Source organism: Nonomuraea sp. NPDC048881, from assembly GCF_040649795.1.
In the GTDB taxonomy this organism is placed as follows: Bacteria; Actinomycetota; Actinomycetes; order Streptosporangiales; family Streptosporangiaceae; genus Nonomuraea.
The window spans coordinates 824,312-843,688 of sequence record NZ_JBEZGC010000001.1 but is presented as its reverse complement, the minus strand read 5'-3'; the positions used below and the strand labels follow the sequence as shown (position 1 = coordinate 843,688).

The window sequence follows — 19,377 nt, the reverse complement described above, 5'->3', positions numbered from 1 at the left end:
CGAAGCCCACGATCTGCGGATGCCGGCTGAGCACGCAGCTGGGCACACGGGTGAGGAACCTCCCACAGTCGGACGTGGTGTGGAACCCCGTAGGGGGCACGTGGCGCGCCACCCCTGCGGCAGACATATGGCTCGGAGCCGTCCATGGCGGGACGTGGCAAGGAGCCGCGCAGCAGGCACGTGGCGCGCAACCATCCCGTAGCGGACACACAGCGAGAAGCCCGGCAGCCGGCATGCAACGCGCAGCCCCTACGGCGGGCACAGGGCAGGAAACCTCCCGTAGCGGGCACATGGTTGGGGCGGGCACCCGGAGCACAACCCCCCGGCGGTCACAGGGCTCGGAGCCCCAGTAGCGGGCGCGTGGCGCGGAGCCCTGCAGCGGGCACGCCGCGCGCAGCAGCCCCTGCGGCGGGCACATGGCGCAGAGCCCCCGTAGCGGACACGTAGCCCGGAGCTCTCGTAGCACAGCATGGCGAGTAATCCCGTAGCGGATGCGGGGCGCCGAAGGTTGGATCCAAGCGCCACTGCTCGACCTTCTGGTGATGTCGGCGTTGCGCGGCTTGCGAGCGGGGCGGGCAGCGGCCGTTTGGCCTCGCGCTCAGACGGCGGCACGCTCCTTTCGGGGAGCGCAGAGCTCCGATGAATGTTGGGATTCGCGATATGTCTTGACCGTCTCCGTAAACGCGACATATCGTGTCGCTTGATCGGAGAACGCGATACTACTCGTGCCCGGAGGTGGAGGCAATGAGACAAGAGCGAGTGCCCGTGCTGGTGGTCGGCGGCGGGTACGCGGGCCTGAGCGCTGCCGCGCTGCTGGCGTGGCGCGAGGTGCCCGTCATTCTGGTCGAGCGGCACCCGAGCACGTCCATCCAGCCCAAGGCGTTCGGCATGGGACCGCGAGCCGTCGAGCTGCTGCGGCCGCTGCCGGGGATCGAGCAGACGTTCGCCGACATCTGGATCGGCATCGGCGACTCCATGCGCATCGCGATCGCCAAGACGCTGGCCGACCCCGATCCGCAGATGATCTTCGAGGACACGGGCGAGTTCGACGCCCTGGCCGACCTCACCCCCGTGCCCCGCGTGGGCGCCCCCCAGTCGGAGGTCGAGCGGGTGCTGCGCGCCTACGCCGACGAGCTCGGCGCCGACCTGCGCTTCTCCACCGAACTGATCTCCCTCGACCAGGACGACGACGGCGTCACCGCCGTGATCCGCGCCGCCGACGGCGAGGAGAGCGTCGTACGGGCCGACTACGTGGTGGCGGCCGACGGCCACCGAAGCTCCCTGCGCGAGCGGCTGGCCGTGCCCACCTCCGGGAGGGGCGACCTGGTGCAGATGCGCTCGATCATGTTCGACGCCGATCTGACCGGTCTGGTGAACGAGCGCGAGGTCATCGTCTGGTACCTCCACAACGACGCGTTCACCGGCGTCATCGTGACCGGCACGGGCGTCGGCGCGCACGTGCTCGGCATCAACCAGACCCCCTCCCCGGACGGCGGCGCGGACGCCCTCACCGAGGAACGCTGTGTCGAGCTCATCCGCGCCGGAACCGGCATCCCGGACCTGGACGTGCAGGTGCTGGACACGGCGACGTTCAGCCTGGCGCACGTCGTGGCCGACACCTTCCGCGCCGGACGCGTCTTCTTCGCCGGCGACGCCGCCCACACCATGCCGCCCACCGGCGGCCAGGGCGGCAGCACCGCCCTCCAGGACGGCTGCGACATCGCCTGGCGCCTCTGGCTGGTGCTCAGCGGGCAGGCCGGCCCCGGCTTCCTGGACACCTACGACGCCGAACGCCGCCCGATCGGCGCCCTGACCGCCGACGCCCAGCTCGCCAACCTCAGCGTGCGGATGCCCGTGGACGAGCGCTCCGACTACCCCGAGCCCCTGGAGGACTTCCTGCAGGCGATGCTCGGCTACCGGTACCACTCCGCCGCCGTCCTGGAGGAGCCCGGCGACGACGGCTCGCTCCTGGAGGACCCGCGCGTCCCGAGCGGCCGGCCCGGCAGCCGCGCCCCGCACGTCGTGCTCGACTGGGAGGGGCAGCGCATCTCGACCATCGACCTGTTCGGCTCCGGTTTCGTCCTGCTGGCCGACAAGTGCGGCGGCCAGGTCTGGATGGACGCCGGCCGCGTGGTCAAGGAGCGCCTGGGCGTGCAGCTCACCCGCATCCTGGTGGACGACGAGCTGGTGGACGTGGAGGGCCGCTGGCGGGAGCGGTACGGGGTGCGGGAAGGCGGCGCTGTCCTGGTGCGGCCCGACGGGTACGTGGCCTGGCGCGCCCCTCGCCCCACGTCGGACCCCATGTCCACGCTCGACCAGGCCCTCACCCGGATCCTGCACCGCTGACCACCTGCCTTTCGCCGGACCGGGCCCGATGGCCTTCGCCGGGGTCGTGAAACGTGTGCATGGGCGGGGAGGCACGTACGTGCTCCATGGGTCTGGCCGTCTCGCGGGGGCGGGGGTCAGGCGGCCAGGGCCGGGCGTGCGGGGTGGTCGGCGGAGGTCAGGTCGAGGCTGGCGGCGGCGCACAGCCAGTCGTTGACCGAGCCGGTGAAGCCGGACGGCGGCCCCACCTTGAGACAGGTGAGCCGGCCGCTGCCGGGGGCGGGGCCCACCTTCAGGCGGCGGATGGCGCCCGAGCTACCCGGCTCGCCGAGGTCGGCGAGGACGCCGAGGTCGGCGAGGTCGGCGTCGCACGGGGTCAGCCGCACGCCGAAGGGCGGGACGCCCCTGAGGGCGCCGGACGGCTGGATCCGCAGGAGGTCGTCGATCTCGTGGCAGTTGGCCTGCGGGTGCACCCGCAGGTGGGCGAGCTGGTCGGCGACCAGGCGATGGGCCACCGATCGGAGGAGGGCGGTCGCGCAGAGGCTGTGGGCGCAGGCGGCGCCGTCGAGGGTGATCTCCGGGAGCGCGAAGCGGCGCAGGCCGCGCGAGGTGACGCGCAGGCAGTCGCAGGCGGCCGTCTCGGACGGGTCCCATGGGGGGCAGGTGGCGTCGTCGCGCATCTGCACCTCCCAGGTGAGCCAGTCGTCGCCGAGGCGGAAGTCTTCCGGCTCGCCCGGCGACCTCGGGCAGGCGGGCACGGCCGAGGCGGTGGACGGGTCGATCAGCAGGCCGTCGCACTGGCGGGCGAGGGCGCGGGCGACGGCTCTGGCTGTCTGGGCGTTGCCGGGCAGGCGGCGTGGAGGCGCGGTGGTGGACACCAGCACGTGTTGCCCGGCCCGACGAATCCGCCGTCGTTCGTCGCCCGTGAGGGTGAGGCCGGCCGGTCGCCAGGGGGCGGGGACATGGGTGACGGTCAGGGACGGCGGGGTGTCGAGCGCGTCACGGGCCGCCTTCCGGTACGGCGCGGGGACGCGCCAGGGCACGAAGGTGTCGACGTCGAACGGCAGGTGCTCCACGGCTACGACGAACAGTGAGGTCAGCATGGCGGGGAGCGGCAGAACGATCTTCATGAGGTGCCTCGCCTTCGAAAACGTGGTGAGGCACCCAGGATCCGGAACCGGGCCGGCCGTGGTGCGGCCGAACCCGGTTCTGGGGACGAACCCGCCGACCGGCCCCCACCCTGTGGACAACCACCGGGGAGGCGGAGGCCGGACATTCCGGGGATGGTGCGGGTGATGGCGAAGGTCTGACCAGGAGGCGGAGAGCGTTCCGGTCAGGGGGTGGTGCGGGTGATGGCGAGGGTTTGGCCGGGGAGGCGGAGGCCGTCGGGGCCGGCGGCGACCGGGTCGTCCGAGGCCAGGAGGAGGGTGGCGCCCGCCGGCGGCAACGTCAGCGTCTCCGGGGAGAAGTTGACGCTGACGCACACCGTCCCGCGCCACATGACCAGCCACCTGCCCTCCGGATCGGCCTCCACCCGCACCCGGTCCAGCCGCGGATCCGACAGCTCGGGCAGCGCCTTGCGCAGCGCGATGAGGTCCCGGTACCAGCACAGCAGGGACCAGTTCTCCTCCTCCTTCAGCTCGCTCCAGTCCAGCTTGGAACGGAGGAACGCCTCCTCGTCGGACGGGTTCGGCGCGTCCCAGGCGTACCCGAAGCCGTCGAACTCGCGCTCGCGCCGCGTCCCCTCGCTCTCCCGCAGCTCGGGCTCCACATGGTCGGAGAAGAACAGGAACGGCGTGCCGGCCCCCCACTCCTCCCCCATGAACAACATCGGCGTGAACGGCGAGGTCAGCAGCAGACCGGCCCCGAGCCTGAGTGCGGACACGGGCAGGCGGTCGCCGCCGGGCCGGTTGCCGATCTGGTCGTGGTTCTGCAGGCAGGCGACCAGCCGGTGGCCGGGCACGCCGGTGAAGGGCTGCCCGTGCGCCCGGTCGCGGAAGCTGGAGTAGCCGCCGTCGTGCAGCACGCCCCGGGTCAGCACCCGGGCCAGCGCCGACGGATCGGCGAAGTCCTCGTAGTAGCCGTGGCTCTCGCCGCTCACGGCGGTGTGCAGGGCGTGGTGGACGTCGTCGTTCCACTGCGCGGTCATCCCGAGGCCGCCGGCCTCCAGCGGGCGTACCATGCGCGGGTCGTTGAGGTCGGACTCGGCGATCAGCGACAGCGGCCGGCCGAGCGAGCAGGCCAGCGCGTCGACCTCCTCCGCCAGCTCGGCCAGCAGGTGGCGGGCGCGCCTGTCGTGCAGCGCGTGGACGGCGTCCAGCCGCAGCCCGTCGATGTGGTAGTCGCGCAGCCACTGGACGGCGTTGCCGACGAAGTACCGGCGGACCTCGTCGGACCCCGGCCCGTCCAGGTTGACCGCTTCACCCCAATAGCTACCAGCAAAGCCGGAAAAATACGGACCAAAGGGGTGGAGGAAGTTGCCCGACGGCCCCAGGTGGTTGTAGACCACGTCCAGGATGACGCCGATCCCGGCCCGGTGGCACGCGTCCACGAACGACTTCAGCCCGTCGGGCCCGCCGTACGTCTCGTTGACCGCGTAGAGGTCGACGCCGTCGTACCCCCAGTTGCGTCCGCCGGGGACGGGGGCGACCGGCATGATCTCCACGAAGTCCACGCAGAGCTCGACCAGGTGCTCCAGCCGCTCGATCGCAGCGGCGAACGTCCCCTCGCCGGTGAACGTGCCGACGTGCAGCTCGTAGATCACCGAACCGCGCAGGTCGCGGCCCTTCCAGTCGTGGTCGGACCAGGTGAAGCGGTCGTGCTCGTAGACCGCGCTCGGCCCGAACACCCCCTCGGGCTGCCGCCGGGAGCGCGGGTCGGGGTAGGGCCCGCCACCGTCGAGGACGAAGGCGTACCTGGTGCCGTGGCCGGCCTCGGCGACCTCGGCCCACCACCAGCCTCTCTCCCCCTGGGACATCGGCCGGCGTCCGTCCAGAACGTCGACCTCGACAGCCGTGGCCTTCGGTGCCCAGACCTCAAAGATCATGTCGCTCCAGCAGTGAGACGGGGTACTGATCGAGCAGCCGGGCCAGCGGAACCGTCCCCGAGTGCGGCTCGCCGGTGAGCAGGTCGCGCCAGGATCCGCCGGGCAGCGTCAAGGTGGTGTCGCCCCACACCGAGTGGCCGGCGACCGCGGAGCGGCGCGCGAGGCGTACCGGCAGCCTGGTGGCGACCGCCACCGCCCGCGGGCCTTCGCCCCGGGCGAAGGCGATCGCGTGCTCGGCCGCCTCCCCCTCCGCCCGCAGCGGCAGGTACGGCGCCGCGCCCCCGAGCCGCCTGCGCAGCCGCAATGCCTGCGTCGTGACCAGGAGCTTGGCGGCGTCCCAGGAGCTCTCGGGCTTGCGCGGGTACGTCACGGGCCGCCGGTTGTCCGGATCGACCAGCGAGAAGTCGGTGGTCTCGTTGCCCTGGTACACATCGGGCACCCCGGGCATCATGAGCTGCACCAGCTTGGCCCCGAGCGAATTCGACATCGCGAACGGCTCTATGCGCTCGGTGAACTCCTCCACCGGCAGCCGCACGGCGGCCTGCGCGAACTCCCGCAGCCGCCGCTCGTAGCCGGCGTCGGGACGCACCCACGAGATCGCGGTCTTGGCCTCCCGAGCCGCCTTGAGCAGGTAGTCGGTGAAGCGTTCCGCGGAGATCGGCCAGGCGGCCATGAGGTTCTGCCAGGCCAGGTAGTCGAGATGGGGGTCGAAGGAGAGCTCCCGCGACCACTCCGACACCACGGACGCCCACTCCCGCGGCATCTCCGACAACACCGACAACCGGGCCCGCACGTCCTCCGACCGCTTGGTGTCGTGGGTGGACAGGGTCGTCATCGTGTACGGGGACATCTCCCCGCAGAAGTCGTGGAACTCCTCGACCGACACGCCGAACACGTCCGGCTCGCCGCCCACCTCGTTGAGGCACGACAGCGGGAACCACCGGTACAGCGCGGTGTCCTCCACGCCCTTGGCCATGACAGGGCCGCACGTCTGCTGGAAGCGCACGATCGCCTCCGGCGAGCCGTACAGGACCTCCCGGACGAGCGGCCGCACGGCGGGCGAGCACTCGGCGGCGGCCAGCTCGACGATCTCCACCGACTCGGGCGGCGGCTCCTCCCCCGGCACCAGGTACGCCCGGTAGAGCGGCATCGCGGCCAGCAGCTCCGACACCGCGGCGGGTGCGCAGCCGGTGACCCTGGCCAGCCGGTCGATCTCCGCCCCGAAGAACAGGTCGAGCACCTCGCGCTTGGCCTGCGTCATCACCGGACGGTAGTCGTCGGGCTGCCCGGTCAGCTCGCTGAACAGCCGGACCAGCGGCTCCTTGCCCGAGGGGTCGACGAACAGGCCGTTGACCCGGTTGAGCACCTCGTAGCCGGTGGTGCCGTCGCAGGCCCAGTCGGGCTGCAGCCGCTCGGGGCCGATGAGGATCTTCTCCACGACCGTCCAGGGGCCGCCGGTCCGCTCGCGCAGCCGGTCGAGGTAGCCGCGGGGGTCGGCCAGGCCGTCGGGATGGTCGATGCGCAACCCGTCGACCAGGCCCTCGTCGAGCAGCCAGAAGATCACCTCGTGCGTGGCGAAGAACACCGCCGGGTCCTCCACGCGCAGCCCGATCAGCGAGGAGACGTCGAAGAAGCGCCGGTAGCCGGGGCCCTCCCGCCAGTCGACCAGCCGGTAGTGGCCCGGGTGGGGGAAGGCGTGCTCGTGGTAGCGCAGGACGTCGCCGTCGACCACGGGCTCGGTGTCGTCGCCGAGCACCGGCAGCGCCACCTTCCCCTCCACCCACTCGATGTCGAACCAGTTCGCGTACGGCGAGGCGGGCCCGTCCTTGAGCACCGACCAGAACTGGGCGTTCATCGTGTTCATGTGGTTGGGCACGATGTCGATGACGATGCCCAGGTCGTGCGCGGCCAGTTCCTGGGCCATCTCGCGGAAGCCGGTGGCCCCGCCGAACTCCTCCCTGATCCTGGAGTGGTCGACGACGTCGTAGCCGTGCCGCGACCCGGGCGTGGCCTGCAGCACCGGCGACAGGTAGACGTGGCTGACGCCGAGGTCGCGCAGGTAGCCGGCGATCTCGGCGACCTGCGCGAAACCGAAGTCGGGGGTGAGCTGCACCCGGTACGTCGAGGCCGGCCTAGACACGGCGCAGCACCCGCACGCTGCGTCCGGGGACCTCGATCGCCTCGCCCGCGCGCACCATCCGCACGTCGAGCCTGATGGGCATCGCGGTGTCGATCTCGGTGTGCCACATCTCGCCGTAGTCCTGGGGGATCGTGAACTTGATCGTGTCGTGGTGGGCGTTGAACAGCAGCAGGAAGGAGTCGTCCCGGATCGGGCGGCCGCGCCGGTCGGGCTCGGTGATGGCGTCGCCGTTGAGGAAGACGGCCAGCGACTTGGCGTAGCCGACGTTCCAGTCGCTGTCGGTCATCTCCTCCCCGGACGGGGTGAGCCAGGCGATGTCGCTCAGCCCGCGGACCGGCCTGCCGTAGAAGAACCTCCTGCGCCGGAAGACCGGATGCTTCTTCCGCAGCGCCGCGAGCTCCTGGGTGAACTCCAGAAGCAGCCAGTTCTCCCTGATGTCGGACCAGTCGACCCAGGTCAGCTCGTTGTCCTGGCAGTAGCCGTTGTTGTTGCCCTTCTGGGTGCGGCCCAGCTCGTCGCCGTGCGAGAGCATCGGCACGCCCTGCGACAGGAACAACGTGGTGAGGAAGTTGCGTTTCTGCTGCTCGCGCAGCGACTCGATGGCCAGGCTCGCCGGGCCCTCCTCGCCGCAGTTCCACGACCGGTTGTCGTCGGTGCCGTCGCGGTTGCCCTCTTTGTTCGCCTCGTTGTGCTTGTCGTTGTACGCGACGAGATCCTGCAGGGTGAAGCCGTCGTGGCAGGTCACGAAGTTGATGGAGGCGGCCGGGCGGCGGCTGTCGTCCTTGTACAGGTCGCTGGACCCGGTGAGGCGGGAGCCGAACTCGGGCAGCGTGGCGGCCTGCCCGCGCCACAGGTCGCGGATCGTGTCGCGGTAGCGGCCGTTCCACTCGGTCCAGCGCGAGGGGAAGTTGCCGACCTGGTAGCCGCCGGGGCCGACGTCCCAGGGCTCGGCGATGAGCTTGACCTGCGACAACACCGGGTCCTGCTGCACCAGGTCGAAGAACGCGCTCAGCCGGTCGACCTCGTGCAGCTCGCGGGCGAGGGTGGAGGCGAGGTCGAAGCGGAACCCGTCGACGTGCATCTCGATGACCCAGTAGCGGAGCGAGTCCATGATCATCTGGAGGACGTGCGGGGAGCGCATGAGCAAGCTGTTGCCCGTGCCGGTGGTGTCGACGTAGTAGCGCTTGTCGTTCTCGACCAGGCGGTAGTAGTTGCTGTTGTCGATGCCCCTGAACCCCAGCGTCGGCCCCAGGTGGTTGCCCTCGGCGGTGTGGTTGTAGACGACGTCGAGGATGACCTCGATGCCCGCCTCGTGCAGGCTGCGCACCATCGCCTTGAACTCCAGCACCTGCCCGCCGCGCTGCCCGGTGCTGGAGTAGCGGTTGTGCGGGGCGAAGAAGCCGATGGAGTTGTAGCCCCAGTAGTTGGACAGGCCGCGCTGCTCCAGGATGTGGTCGGTGACGAACTGGTGCACCGGCATCAGCTCCAGCGCCGTCACGCCGAGCTTGGTGAGGTGGTCGAGGATCTCTGGGTGGCCGAGCGCCGCGTACGTGCCGCGCAGGTGCTTGGGGATCTTGGGATGGCTTATCGTCAGCCCGCGCACGTGGGCCTCGTAGATCACCGTGTCGTGGTACGGCGTCGCCGGCGGCCGGTCGTGCCCCCAGCCGAAGAACGGGTTGATCACGATGGACCGCGGCACGTACGGGGACGAGTCGGCGTCGTTGCGCGTGTCCGGCTGGCCGAACCGGTAGCCGTAGACCGCCTCGTGCCAGTCGACGCCGCCCTCGATCGCCATCGCGTACGGGTCGAGCAGCAGCTTGTTGGGGTTGCAGCGCAGGCCGCGCGCCGGCTCGTACGGCCCGTGCACGCGGTAGCCGTAACGCTGGCCGGGGCCGATGCCCGGCAGGTAGCCGTGCCAGATGAACCCGTCGACCTCCGTGAGCGGCACCCGCGACTCGACGTTGTCCTCGTCGAACAGGCACAGCTCCACCGCCTGGGCGACCTCGGTGTAGAGCGAGAAGTTCGTGCCCGCGCCGTCGTACGTCGCCCCGAGAGGATAGGGGTCTCCAGGCCAGATCTCGATCATCGAGGCTCCCTTGCGGTCTCTCCCATGTTCCGTTCCCCCGCTCCGCCGGACAAGGCCACCCTGTTCCTTCCCACGCGTCCGTCCGGAATACTCCGAAAAATCGAGTGAGCCGCCTCCGACGGCGCGGTGTCGAAGGCGGCTCACGTGTTCGGCCCGGTGGGGGGTGCGGCGAGGTTCACGGATCCGGTGCGCGGCCCCCGCGCACCGGATCCGCACCCGCGATCGGGCGACGCGACGCTGCGTCCCCGATCCCCCGCGATCAGGACGGTCGATCCTCGCTCTGGCAGGAGCGAACGATCGTCGCAGCCGGGCCGACGAGCCCCCGTCGGCCCAGCCTTATGTGACGGACGGCCTCTGGTGAGCCATCACGTCAGGGAATGAACGCGGCATTTCGATCTCTGGTGGTTTGATCAAATCAGCCCCAGGGCATCCCCCTCTCTTACGGCTTGGCTGACTTTTACCCTCCGACACCGGAAACCCACCCCGAATTGGCACTTGCCATAGGAACGTGCCGGTGACGATTACCTACCGCACATGCCTTCGAAACCGAACCCGGGGGTACGCTCCGGGGCAACCGGCCACCGCGCGGGAAGGGAGTGTGCGGCGATGACCATCCCCAACCCGACGCTCCGGCAGCGGCAACTGGCGATGCGCTTACGCGAGCTGCGCAACGAGAAGAACCTCAGCATCGCCGAGGTCGCCCAGCTCCTCCTGTGCTCCCCGGCCAAGATCAGCCGGATCGAGACCGCCCAGCGCGGCGTCAGCCTGCGCGACGTGCGCGACCTGTGCCGCCTGTACGAGGTCTCCCCCGCCGAGTCCGCCCAGCTCATGACGCTGGCCAAGGACGCCAGGCAGAAGGAGTGGTGGCAGTTCTACGACAACCGCGAGCTGCGGCAGATGCTCGGCCTGGAGGCGGAGGCCAGCGCCATCACCGAGTACGAGATCACCACCGTGCCCGGCCTGCTCCAGACCGAGGACTACGCCCGCGCCGTGATCCGCGGCTGGCTGCCCCGCATCGCGCCCGACGTGCTCGACGACCGGGTCAGGGTGCGGATGAAACGCCAGGAGTGGCTGCACCGGCCCGACACCCTGCGCTACTGGGTCCTGCTGGACGAGTCGGTGCTCTACCGGCACGTGAGCAGCCGGCAGACCATGCGTGAACAGCTCGACCGGCTCATCGAGCTGAGCGAGCTGCCGCACGTCACCATCCAGGTGATCCCGTTCACGGCGGGGGCGCACGTGGGTTTCGACAGCACCTTCCGGCTCATGGAGTTCGACCATGACTCCGGCATCGCCGACACCATTTTCGTGGAACATCAAATGGGCCTTTTCTACCTGGAGGCCGATAAGGTGGTCCGGCGGTTTCGTGAGATCATCGACCATCTGCGGGCCGAGGCCCTGGGCATCCAGGAATCGAAGCGGCGAATTACCGAGATGGCCGCAAACTTCGCTTAGCACTTCGTCACGAGATCATCTCTTTTTTTCTGGCCACCTGGCATGATGCCGCCGACACATCGGGACCTCGCTTCCGCGGCAAGTGCCAGGTGCTACTGTTCATCCATTGGGACACTTTCGCTCTCCACGTGAGATCGCCGGTGTCCGACCAACACCGTTCCAGCGCGCCCGGCGAGGTCCGACCGCCGCCGCGCCCATTGTCGATGCACGAGGGGGAGACAATGACGTCCCACCACCCTGACGTCCAGGCGGGTCCGCGGTGGCGGGCCGCGTCGCGCTGCAACAACGGAGAATGCGTCGAGGTCGCGTTGCTGTCCGCCGGCGAGATCGGCGTGCGGGACAACAAGAACCCGGCCGGCCCTGTTCTCACGTTCAGCGCCCGGGAATGGGACGCGTTCCTGCATGGAATACGTCAGTCCGGCTGAGCGCGCGACGCTTTTTTCCGGCGGACGTCCTCACGGACGCCCGCCTTTTTTGTCCGGCGCTGACGGTTGCACTGCCCCTTTTGTCGCCTGGTCATCCTCTGCTGTCAAGGTAAAATCACCTTCGGCTCAATACCTCTACAGCCGCCTTCAGGAGGTAATGGATGAAACGCCCACCTGCCCTTGACCAGGCACGCTGGCAACGGTGCAACAATGGCGACTGCGTCGAGGTCACCATGCTCGCCGACCGGGTCTGGGTGCGGGGAAGTCAGGACGCCAGCGGTGCCGTCCTGTCGTTCACCACCGACGAGTGGGCCGCGTTCCTCGACGGCGTGCGGCGCGGCCACTTCGATCTCGAACGGCTCGCGCCCCAGGTCTGACCGGCCACGACGTTCTCCATCGGGCTCTGTCGGGGGCCATCGGGGTTTCAGGCCGCGGCCCCCGGCAATATGCCGACTCCATGGGCGGTTTCAAGAAGTTCTTACTCCGAGGCAACATCGTCGAGCTGGCCGTCGCCGTCATCGTCGGGGCGACCTTCAGCGGGCTCGTCCAGGCACTGGTCACCGATCTCATCACCCCGCTCATCGGCGCGGTGACCGGCGGCCGGCAGCCGAACTTCGCCGAATACTCCTTCACGATCAACGGCAGCCAGTTCAAGTACGGCGACTTCCTCAACCACCTGCTGACCTTCCTGGTCATCGCGGCGGTCGTCTACTGGCTGGTCGTGGCCCCGATGACGCGGCTGATCCACCTGCTCGACCGCGACAAGGCAGCGACGACCAAGGAGTGCCCCGAGTGCCTGTCCGACATCCCGGCCGAGGCCAGCCGGTGCGCCCATTGCACGGTGGAGCTGGTGCCCCAGTCCGAGAAACCGCGCTGAACCGTACATCACGGACTCTTGACCCCAGTGGCGCGCCGGCACGGTGGACGTTCGGCAAGATGGACCGATGAGCGTTGAGTTGATGGTCTGGGACGAGCCCGTGCCGATCAGCAGGGATCAGGCCCGGACCACGTATCTGGCGGTGAAGCGGAGCGACCCCGTCGAGGGGGACGTGCCCGACGTCGCCAAGGAGCTGCCCGGGCAGGTCGCCCTGTACCCCGGGCACGTCCTGGTGACGATGGACCTGGACACGATGGACGAGAGCTCGGCCCAGGTGTTCACCACCGCCCGCGCGCACGGCCTGGTCTGCTACGACCCCCAGCGCGACCTGGTGCACAACGTGGCCCCGCTCGGCGTGTACGAGGGCATGCAGCTGCACACCGGCGACGGGATGGTCGTGCACGACCCCGACCTCGGGCTGGTCCAGGACGTCCTGGCCACCCTGTCGCCGCAGAACCCGTTCGTCGCCCTGGTGAACTTCGGCCGGCACTTCCTCCAGGTCTCCCCCGGCTACGAGCTGGAGTACAAGGAGGGCGCGATGGTCCGTGCCGTGGTGCCCGAGCTGGCCGAGGTGCAGCAGGCCTTCCACGAGTACGCCACCGGCGAGCGCGGCTTCCTCACCCGCCACACCTGGGCTCAGGCGTAGACCTGGGCGAACAGCTCCGGATCGACGTTCCCCCCGGACAGCACGGCCACCGTGCGCCCGGCGGGGACGCGGCCCGACAGCAGGGCGGCCGTGGTCGCCGCGCCGCTGGGCTCGGCCACCAGCCGGGCGGTGCGCGCGATGTGCCGCATGGCCGCCCGCAGCTCGTCCTCCGAGACGGTGACGATGCCTTCGAGGTGCTCGCGCAGGTGGGCGAAGGTCAGCTCGGACACCTGGTTCACGCGCAGCCCGTCGGCGATGGTCCGGAACGTGCGGGTGGTCTCCCAGGCGACCACGTGCCCGGCCGCCAGGCTCTCGGCGGCGTCGGCGGCCAGCTCGGGCTCCACGCCGTACACGCGGACGTCGGGCCGCAGCGCCTTGACCGCCGCCGCCACGCCGGCGGCCAGCCCGCCGCCGCTGACCGGCACGAGCACCACCTCGACGTCCGGCAGGTCCTCGACGATCTCCAGCCCGATCGTGCCCTGCCCGGCGATGATCGCGCGGTGGTCGTAGGGCGGCACCAGCGTCAGGCCGCGCTCGCCGGCCAGCCGCTCGGCCGTCACCTCGCGCTGGTCGGGCGGCACGACCACCAGCTCGGCGCCCCACCCCTCGATCGCCGCCGCCTTGACCGCAGGGGTGCCCTCGGGCACGACGACCACGCACGGCACGCCGAACTGCGCCGCCGCGAACGCCAGCGCCTGGCCATGGTTGCCCGAGGAGTGCGTGACGACGCCGGCCGGACGCAGCGAGGCCAGCGCGTTGTAGGCGCCGCGGATCTTGAACGACCCGACCGGCTGCAGGCTCTCGGGCTTCAGCCACGCCTCGCCCATCCTCAGGAGCGGCGTGCGCACCGCGGTTCCGTTGATCCGCCCGGCCGCCGCGCGGATGTCGTCGATCGTCACCAGGTCCATACGGTCACTCTAGGCGCGGACCGGCACAATTCGGCCGGCTCCTGCTCCATGGCAGGATCGCGAGACATGAGAACTCTGTACCCGCCCATCGAACCCTACGAGTCCGGCCTGCTCGACGTGGGTGACGGCAACCAGATCTACTGGGAGGTCTGCGGCAACCCCGACGGAAAGCCGGCCGTCATGCTGCACGGCGGGCCGGGCGCCGGGTGCAGCGCCAACCACCGCCGGCAGTGGAACCCCGAGCTGTACCGCATCGTCCTGTTCGACCAGCGCAACTGCGGGCGCAGCCTGCCGCACGCCAGCACGCCGGGCACGTCGCTGGCCGCCAACACCACCTGGAACCTGGTGGCCGACATGGAACGGCTGCGCGAGCACCTGGGCATCGAGCGGTGGCAGGTGTTCGGCGGGTCGTGGGGCAGCGCGCTGTCGCTGGCCTACGCCCAGACGCACCCCGACCGTACGACCGAGCTGGTGCTGCGCGGCATCTTCACGCTGCGCCCGCACGAGCTGCGCTGGTTCTACCAGGAGGGCGCGAGCTACCTGTTCCCCGACCTGTGGGAGTCGTACCTGGCGCCGATCCCCGTCGAGGAGCGCGGCGACCTCATGGCCGCCTACCGCGCCCGGCTCGAAGGCGACGACGACGCGGTCCGGCTCGCGGCGGCCAAGGCGTGGTCGCAGTGGGAGGGCGCCACGATCACGCTGCTGCCCGACCCGAGCCTGGTGGCGGAGTTCGGCGAGGACAAGATGGCGGTGTCGTTCGCCAGGATCGAGAACCACTACTTCCACCACGGCGGCTGGTTCGAGCCCGAGCAGCTCATCAGGGACGTCGACCGCGTCCGGCACATCCCGGCCGTGATCATCCAGGGCCGCTACGACGCCTGCACGCCCATGGCCACCGCCTGGGACCTGCACAAGGCCTGGCCCGAGGCCGACTTCCAGGTGGTGCACGACGCCGGGCACGCGGCGACCGAGCCCGGCATCGTCGACCGGCTCATCGCGGCGACAGACGGCTTCGCGCGAGCCTGACCGCGGGGGTGACCGCGCCGACCAGCAGCAGCGCGAACAGCGGCGCGAGCACCAGGCCGAGCAGGAAGCCGCCGGCCACGTCGTGCGGGTAGTGCACGCCGACGAACACCCGGGAGAAGCCCATCAGGGCGGCCAGCGGCAGCACCACCCAGGCCAGGGCGCGCCAGACCAGGATGAGCGTGCCCGCTGCCCCGGCGGCGATGACGGTGTGGTTGCTGGGGAAGGACCAGTCCGTGGAGGGCGGGCAGGCCGCGATCGTGGCGATGCCGCCGCGGCACGGCCGGTCCTCCCGGACCAGCAGCTTCACGCCCTCGCTCACGATGTACGCGCCCACCACCCCGGCCGGACCGGCGATGGCGAGCGCGAGGTCGCGGGCGGGGGCCTGGCGGGCCCGCCACCAGCACACGAGGAACAGCGCCGCGAAGATGAACAGGCCGGCGTCCGTGCCGAACTCGGCGAGGGCGTGCAGCCACCCGGGCGTGGTCAGAGCGAAGTCGACGATGTCGCGGTACACAGGTGTCCAATCCGTGAACGGGTAGTGGACACGACCTTATGAACTTTGATCGTCAAATGCTTCGACCGAAAGGGCGATTCCGGTCCTTACCCAAGATACTGGCGCACGAGGAGGGCGCGCCTCTGCTCCAGCTCGCCTTCGGTGATGAGCCCGCGGTCGAACGCCTCGGCGGTGGCGTCCCGCTCGGCCATGTAGTACGCGGCCATGATCTCGCTGCGCAGCGGGGTGAAGCCGCGCTCCACGCAGTCGGAGAAGACGGTGACCTTCTGCTCGACGACGCCGGCGGGGACGGTGCACGTCAGGTCGTGCGCCTTGAGGTGCTGAACCGCTTCACGAAGGGTGACCGGGCCGAGGGACCCGTTGAAACGGGTGTCAAGGGTGATCTTCACTGTTTTTACGCCTCCAATCGTTGCAAACGCATCGACAAAGACCGCGTATTCCCAGTTCAGAGCGGGTAAGGAGGCAAACGTGATCGGAGAGCACGTGATCGTCGGCTACAGCAACGACCCCGGTGGGCGGGACGCCCTCGCGCTCGGGGCCGCCATCACCCGGCTGACCGGGGGCGAGCTCACGGTGGCGTCGATCTATCCCCCGGGCAGCCCGGGGCTGGCCGTCGAGGCCCAGGCCAACCTGGCGCACGCGGGTGAGGAGCTGGGCGTCGTCCCGGCCGAGTACATGGCGTTCGAGAGCCGGGGCACCGGCCGCGGGCTGTCGGTGCTGGCCAGCAGGATCAGGGCCGACCTGATCGTGGTCGGCTCGGCGAGCGGCGGCCAGTACGGCCGCATCGCCGTCGGCAGCACCGCCGACCACCTGCTGCACCTGTCGCCGGAGGCGGTGATGCTGGCGCCCTCGGGCTACGTGCCGCCCGACGAGCCCGCCCGGCTCACCCTGGCCTACGTCCACCGGCCGCAGTGCGACGCGGCGGTCGAGCGGGTGGCCCAGGCGGCGCTGCGGCTCGACGTGCCGCTCCGGCTGATCACCCTCGACCTGCGCACCGAGAACCAGGGCAAGCTGCGCGACGACCTCGCCCTGGCCGTACGGCTGGCCTGGGAGAGCACCGGCATCGAGGCCGAGTCGGAGGTGGCCGAGGGCCACGACGTGCAGGCCGCGCTCAAGGACGTCGAGTGGCTGCCCGGCGAGCTGCTGGTCTGCGCCGCCGGCGAGGACGCCCAGCCCCACCGGGTGTTCCTGGGCGAGCTGGCGATGAAGGTGCTGCGGTCGTCGTCCTGCCCGGTCACCGTGCTGCCGCGGGGGTTCTCCTAAGCTTCTGGGCGTGCGTGTCGCCCGATTGATCGTCGTCGTGGTGCTGGCCTCGCTGGCCGGCGTCTACGTGGTGGCCGGCGCCTGGGGGGCGCTGCCGGTGCTGGCCGTGCAGTGCGCCTTCACGCTGCGGGCCAGGAAGGGGTGGCTGCTCGCCGTCCAGGGTGTGCTGGTCTACGCGGTGACGCTGGGGCAGGGCGCGTCCGTCGCGATCCTGGGCTTCCTCGCCGGGTCGCTGCTGGTGACGCGCTGGTGGGCGCTGGCGCCCGCGGTGGCCTTCAGCGGCGTCGTGATCCACCACTGGCGCAATGCCGGCGACGCGGTCTCCACGACGGACCTCGCGATCACCACGGTGCTGGTGTCGCTGGTCGTGTTCGGCCTGATCCGGCTGGTCGAGCGGGTGACCGAGATGGAGGCCACCCGTCCCGCGCTGGCCGCGGCGGCGGTGGCCGAGGAGCGGCTGCGCATCGCCGCGGAGCTGAGCGACGGCCTCGGCCGCGGCCTGGCCACGATCGGCGCGGGCGCGCGGCGGGCGCTGGCCGCCCCGCGGGACGCGGCCGGGACGCTCGGCGAGGTGGTCGCGACGGCACGGCTGTCGCTGGCGGACGCGCGCGCCGCGGCGGCCGGCTACCGCGCGATGTCCCTGGCCCCCGAGCTGACCACCGCCCGCGCCCTGCTGGAGGCGGCCGGCGTCGGCGTGGAGGTGCGCGCCGCCCACACCGAGCCGCTGGGCCCGGCGGGCGCGCTGCTCGCCTCGGTGCTGCGCGAGGCGGTCACGGACGTCGCCCGCCGCGGCACCGCCACGGTGTGCGTGATCGAGACCTGGGAGGAGCCGGAACGAGCCCAGGTGCGCCTGCGCGTGGCCGACGACGGCCGCCGCACGGCCGAGGACGACGACGCCGGCGGGCTCGCCGGCCCGGCGGGGCTCACCCGCCAGGTGGCGGCGGCGGGCGGCACGCTCACCCGCGGCCTGTCCAGCCGGGGCCGGTACACGGTGGAGGCCGCGCTGCCCGCCACCCGCCCGCCCGCGGCGGCCCGGCGCGAGCCGCCCGACGTCTCGGTGGTCCTGCTGGCCGCCGTGCTGGTGGGGTTCAGCGTCAAGGCGCTGCTGCAGATCCCGGCCGGGCTGCTGGCCCCGGCGGTCGCGGCGCTGGCCGTGATCGTCGTCATGCAGCTGCGCTCGGTCGCCGGCCGCCACATGGTGGCGCTGGGGGTGATGGCGGCGCTCACCTTCGCCCCGATCCCGGTGTTCGGGCCGATCTGGCTGGGGACGGCGGGCTTCCTCGCCGGTCCGGTGCTGCTCGCCTTCCGCCCGCGGACGGCCTGGCCCCTGACGGCCGCGATCCTGGCCGCGGTCTGGACGATCGCCTCCCTGTACGAGCTGCCCGGCCGCGTCAACATCACGGTGAGCACGCTCACCACCGGCCTGGTGGTCTACAGCCTGCTGCGCCTGGCCCAGCTCGCCAAGGAGCTGCACGCGGCCAGGGAGAGCCTGGCCCGTTCGGCCGTCGTCGAGGAGCGCCTGCGAGCCGCCCGCGACCTGCACGACCTGCTCGGCCACAGCCTGGCCGCCATCCTGCTCACCTGCGAGCTGGCCCGCCGCCTGCCCGACCCCGTCCGGGAGCTGGAGAACGTCGTCGCCATGGCCGAGCACGCCCGGCACGACCTGCGCTCGGTCACCGGCGAGCAGCGCGAGCTGTCCTTCGCCGCCGAGGCCGAGTCGGCAGGGAAGGTGCTGGCGGCGGCCGGGGTCGAGGTCACCCTGCGGCTCGCGCACCCCGAGCTGCCGGCCGAGGTCGAGACCGTGCTCAGCACCGTGTTGCGCGAGGCCGTGACGAACGTCCTGCGCCACAGCGCCGCGCGCGCCTGCGTGATCTCCACCTCCGTGGCCGGCGACGAGGTCGGGCTGCTCGTCCGCAACGACGGCGCGGGGACGGCGGCCCCCCGTCGCGGCTCGTCCGGGCTGGGCAACCTCACCACCCGCCTGGTCACGCTGGGCGGCCGGCTCACGACCTCCGCCGCCGACGGCTGGTTCCGGCTCGACGCGCGGGCCCCGCTAGATCCAGCCGGCCTCGGTGGCGATGCGCACGGCGTCGGTGCGGTTGCGCGCGTTTAGCTTGGCCACGATGGCCGTCAGGTAGTTGCGCACGGTCCCGGCGGTCAGGTGCAGCCGCCGGGCGATGTCGGGGGCCTCGGCGCCGCCCGCCACCAGCCGCAGCACGTCGGCCTCGCGCGGCGTGAGCGGGTTGTCGGCCAGGTCCCAGGCGGTGACCGCGAGCGACGGGTCGAGCACCCGGCCGCCCCGGGTGACCTCCCTGATCGCCGCGACCAGGTCCTCCGGCGGCGCGGTCTTCAGCAGGAAGCCGTCCACCTGGGCGGTCAGGGCCCGCTTGAGATGGCCGGGTTTGCCGTAGGCGGTGAGCATGAGCGTGCGGCACGAGGGCACCCTGGCCCGGATCTCCGCCGCGGCGGCCAGCCCGTCGAGGGTGCCGGGCATGTCGATGTCCAGCACGGCCACGTCCGGCCGGTGCGCGGCGGCCGACGCCAGGGCCGCGTCACCGGACTCGACCGCGGCCACGATCTCGAAGTCGGCCTCCAGGCCGAGCAGGGTCGCGAGCGCGTGCCTGATCACGGCCTGGTCCTCGGCCAGAAGTACGCGAATCATCGGA

General features: G+C 71.2%; 17 protein-coding genes. 9 read left to right on the top strand and 8 right to left on the bottom strand.

Annotated features, from left to right (window positions below; translation table 11 throughout):
• Positions 1-744 precede the first annotated feature (744 nt).
• Positions 745-2,346, top strand: coding sequence for an FAD-dependent monooxygenase (locus AB0C33_RS03975; RefSeq protein ID WP_358283376.1), 1,602 nt, complete (start codon positions 745-747; stop codon positions 2,344-2,346).
• Positions 2,347-2,462: 116 nt separating this feature from the next.
• Here the strand turns inward: AB0C33_RS03975 and AB0C33_RS03970 are convergent, their stop codons facing one another.
• From AB0C33_RS03970 to glgX, 4 genes are all read right to left on the bottom strand, one after another.
• On the bottom strand, positions 2,463-3,455 hold the full coding sequence (locus AB0C33_RS03970; RefSeq protein WP_358283374.1) for a hypothetical protein: 993 nt from the start codon (positions 3,453-3,455) through the stop codon (positions 2,463-2,465).
• A 203-nt stretch (positions 3,456-3,658) separates the two neighbouring features.
• Positions 3,659-5,371: a malto-oligosyltrehalose trehalohydrolase gene (treZ, locus tag AB0C33_RS03965; RefSeq protein WP_358283372.1), complete on the bottom strand. Its 1,713-nt coding sequence runs from the start codon at positions 5,369-5,371 to the stop codon at positions 3,659-3,661.
• A complete protein-coding gene (gene treY, locus AB0C33_RS03960; RefSeq protein ID WP_358283370.1) occupies positions 5,361-7,511 on the bottom strand; it encodes a malto-oligosyltrehalose synthase in 2,151 nt (716 codons plus the stop codon). Before treY ends, treZ begins: the two co-directional genes overlap by 11 nt.
• Positions 7,504-9,597, bottom strand: coding sequence for a glycogen debranching protein GlgX (gene glgX / locus AB0C33_RS03955; RefSeq protein ID WP_352349923.1), 2,094 nt, complete (start codon positions 9,595-9,597; stop codon positions 7,504-7,506). Before glgX ends, treY begins: the two co-directional genes overlap by 8 nt.
• Positions 9,598-10,203: 606 nt before the next feature.
• Between glgX and AB0C33_RS03950 the strand changes: the two genes are divergently transcribed.
• The 5 genes from AB0C33_RS03950 (at position 10,204) to AB0C33_RS03930 (ending at position 13,000) form a co-directional block, all read left to right on the top strand.
• The gene (locus tag AB0C33_RS03950) at positions 10,204-11,052 is read left to right on the top strand and encodes a helix-turn-helix transcriptional regulator (protein ID WP_358283368.1); all 849 of its coding nucleotides are present in this window, start codon (positions 10,204-10,206) and stop codon (positions 11,050-11,052) included.
• Positions 11,053-11,273: 221 nt separating this feature from the next.
• Complete coding sequence (locus tag AB0C33_RS03945; RefSeq protein WP_352349919.1) at positions 11,274-11,477, top strand: DUF397 domain-containing protein; 204 nt, start codon at positions 11,274-11,276, stop codon at positions 11,475-11,477.
• A 161-nt stretch (positions 11,478-11,638) separates the two neighbouring features.
• A complete protein-coding gene (locus tag AB0C33_RS03940) occupies positions 11,639-11,854 on the top strand; it encodes a DUF397 domain-containing protein (RefSeq protein ID WP_358283366.1) in 216 nt (71 codons plus the stop codon).
• An 80-nt stretch (positions 11,855-11,934) separates the two neighbouring features.
• The gene (gene mscL / locus AB0C33_RS03935; RefSeq protein ID WP_358283364.1) at positions 11,935-12,354 is read left to right on the top strand and encodes a large conductance mechanosensitive channel protein MscL; all 420 of its coding nucleotides are present in this window, start codon (positions 11,935-11,937) and stop codon (positions 12,352-12,354) included.
• A 67-nt stretch (positions 12,355-12,421) separates the two neighbouring features.
• Positions 12,422-13,000 carry a hypothetical protein gene (locus AB0C33_RS03930; RefSeq protein WP_358283362.1) on the top strand — a complete coding sequence of 193 codons (579 nt, stop codon included), beginning with the start codon at positions 12,422-12,424 and terminating at the stop codon, positions 12,998-13,000.
• On the opposite strand, the gene AB0C33_RS03925 is transcribed toward AB0C33_RS03930, so the two are convergent.
• The gene (locus AB0C33_RS03925) at positions 12,991-13,908 is read right to left on the bottom strand and encodes a threonine/serine dehydratase (RefSeq protein WP_358283360.1); all 918 of its coding nucleotides are present in this window, start codon (positions 13,906-13,908) and stop codon (positions 12,991-12,993) included. The two genes, AB0C33_RS03930 and AB0C33_RS03925, sit on opposite strands and share 10 nt — an antisense overlap.
• A 66-nt stretch (positions 13,909-13,974) precedes the next feature.
• On the opposite strand from AB0C33_RS03925, the gene pip reads away from it, so the two are divergent.
• Positions 13,975-14,934: a prolyl aminopeptidase gene (pip, locus tag AB0C33_RS03920; RefSeq protein WP_358283358.1), complete on the top strand. Its 960-nt coding sequence runs from the start codon at positions 13,975-13,977 to the stop codon at positions 14,932-14,934.
• On the opposite strand, the gene AB0C33_RS03915 is transcribed toward pip, so the two are convergent.
• On the bottom strand, positions 14,900-15,448 hold the full coding sequence (locus tag AB0C33_RS03915; RefSeq protein ID WP_358283356.1) for a phosphatase PAP2 family protein: 549 nt from the start codon (positions 15,446-15,448) through the stop codon (positions 14,900-14,902). The two genes, pip and AB0C33_RS03915, sit on opposite strands and share 35 nt — an antisense overlap.
• An 86-nt stretch (positions 15,449-15,534) precedes the next feature.
• The gene (locus tag AB0C33_RS03910; RefSeq protein ID WP_358283354.1) at positions 15,535-15,837 is read right to left on the bottom strand and encodes a hypothetical protein; all 303 of its coding nucleotides are present in this window, start codon (positions 15,835-15,837) and stop codon (positions 15,535-15,537) included.
• Between the two features lie 79 nt (positions 15,838-15,916).
• Between AB0C33_RS03910 and AB0C33_RS03905 the strand changes: the two genes are divergently transcribed.
• Positions 15,917-16,711, top strand: a complete 795-nt coding sequence (locus AB0C33_RS03905) for a universal stress protein (protein WP_352349903.1) — start codon at positions 15,917-15,919, stop codon at positions 16,709-16,711.
• Positions 16,712-16,721: 10 nt separating this feature from the next.
• Positions 16,722-18,824: a histidine kinase gene (locus AB0C33_RS03900; protein WP_358283352.1), complete on the top strand. Its 2,103-nt coding sequence runs from the start codon at positions 16,722-16,724 to the stop codon at positions 18,822-18,824.
• Here AB0C33_RS03900 and AB0C33_RS03895 read toward each other — a convergent pair.
• Positions 18,765-19,373 (bottom strand): response regulator transcription factor, encoded by a 609-nt coding sequence (locus AB0C33_RS03895; protein ID WP_358283350.1) that lies wholly within the window; start codon positions 19,371-19,373, stop codon positions 18,765-18,767. The two genes, AB0C33_RS03900 and AB0C33_RS03895, sit on opposite strands and share 60 nt — an antisense overlap.
• Between the last annotated feature and the right edge of the window lie 4 nt (positions 19,374-19,377).